Here is a 1,418-nt window from a genome sequence, read left to right as displayed (position 1 = left end):
GGCAGTTTTCTCTATCACGAAAAAACATCAGCCCTATGAATTTAAGAATTTCATTTCAGCCTGGCTGGATACCGAACACATTGATCGCGGTCTTCTGACAAAAGAATGGCGAAAAGGGAATCGTGTTTCACGCATCACTCGCACGACTTCCGGTGCTAATGCTGGCGGCGGGAACCTCACCGATCGCGGCGAAGGTTTCGTCCACGATCTGACGTCACTGACGCGCGATGTAGCCACTGGCGTACTGGCCCGTTCAATGGACGTGGACATCTATAACCTTCATCCGGCACACGCTAAACGCATTGAGGAAATTATCGCTGAAAATAAACCACCCTTTTCTGTTTTCCGCGACAAATTCATCACCATGCCTGGCGGGCTGGATTATTCCCGCGCCATCGTGGTTGCGTCCGTGAAAGAAGCACCAATTGGGATCGAGGTCATCCCCGCACACGTCACTGAATATCTGAACAAAGTACTGACTGAAACCGATCATGCCAACCCTGATCCGGAAATCGTGGATATTGCCTGCGGTCGCTCCTCTGCCCCGATGCCGCAGCGAGTAACAGAAGAAGGAAAACAGGACGATGAAGAAAAACCACAACCATCTGGCGCAATGACAGATGAACAGGCAACGGCTGAAACAGTGGAACCGAATGCAACTGAACATCATCAGAACACGCAGCCGCTGGATGCTCAGTCACAGGTAAATTCTGTTGATGAGAAATATCAGGAACTGCGGGCAGAACTCCATGAAGCCCGGAAAAACATTCCGCCCAAAAATCCTGTCGATGCAGACAAATTACTGGCTGCCTCTCGCGGAGAATTTGTTGAAGGGATTAGCGACCCGAATGATTCGAAATGGATTCCCGGTCATCATATCTCCTCAAATGAAGTCAAAAAAACGGAAAATGAAGTGCGACAGACTGAAGATAAACAGCACCAGAACAGCGAACCGGAGGAGGGAACACCCTGCAATCAGACTGGCGAGGATAACTGCCCTGACTGTGGCGCGGTGATGGGAGACGCAACTTATCAGGAAACTTTTGACGAAAAAAAACCAGATGAAGCACAGGAAGAAGAGCCGAAGAAAACGGAAAAAGCTGATGATTTGTTACCGGAGAACGCTGGCAGCGATCAGCATAATGATAGCAATAATGAAACTGGCGAAGATGAACTCAACTGGAAAAAACAGGTGTTGATTGCGGCGGTTTACGGTTTATGTGCGAATCCTGCGTGCATAGCCTATGCGCCTGCAATCCCTGACATCGCAATGATGATTGCCAACAAGCTTGAAAATTTTGGAGTGACCAGTGATGAGCGCTTACCCGATTTTTGATCGTATTGAAGAAATGGCATGGGCTCGCCACTACCAGCAGATCGTTCGTGAAGAAAAAGAAACGGAACTGGCGGACGACCTG

Annotated in this window: 2 protein-coding genes; both read left to right on the top strand. The window is 49.1% G+C overall.

Annotation, left to right across the window (positions count from 1 at the left end; translation table 11 throughout):
- On the top strand, positions 1–1,336 hold a 1,336-nt coding region (locus ACUU1I_RS20530; protein WP_449144909.1), incomplete at its 5' end, for a RecE family exodeoxyribonuclease.
- The coding region (locus tag ACUU1I_RS20525; RefSeq protein ID WP_241558023.1) for a host-nuclease inhibitor Gam family protein at positions 1,314–1,418 on the top strand (105 nt) is incomplete at its 3' end. The genes ACUU1I_RS20530 and ACUU1I_RS20525, both read left to right, overlap by 23 nt.

The organism is Shigella sp. SIG3, from assembly GCF_053555855.1.
Note: the sequence above shows the minus strand (reverse complement) of the source record. Positions and strands in the feature narration are given on the sequence as shown.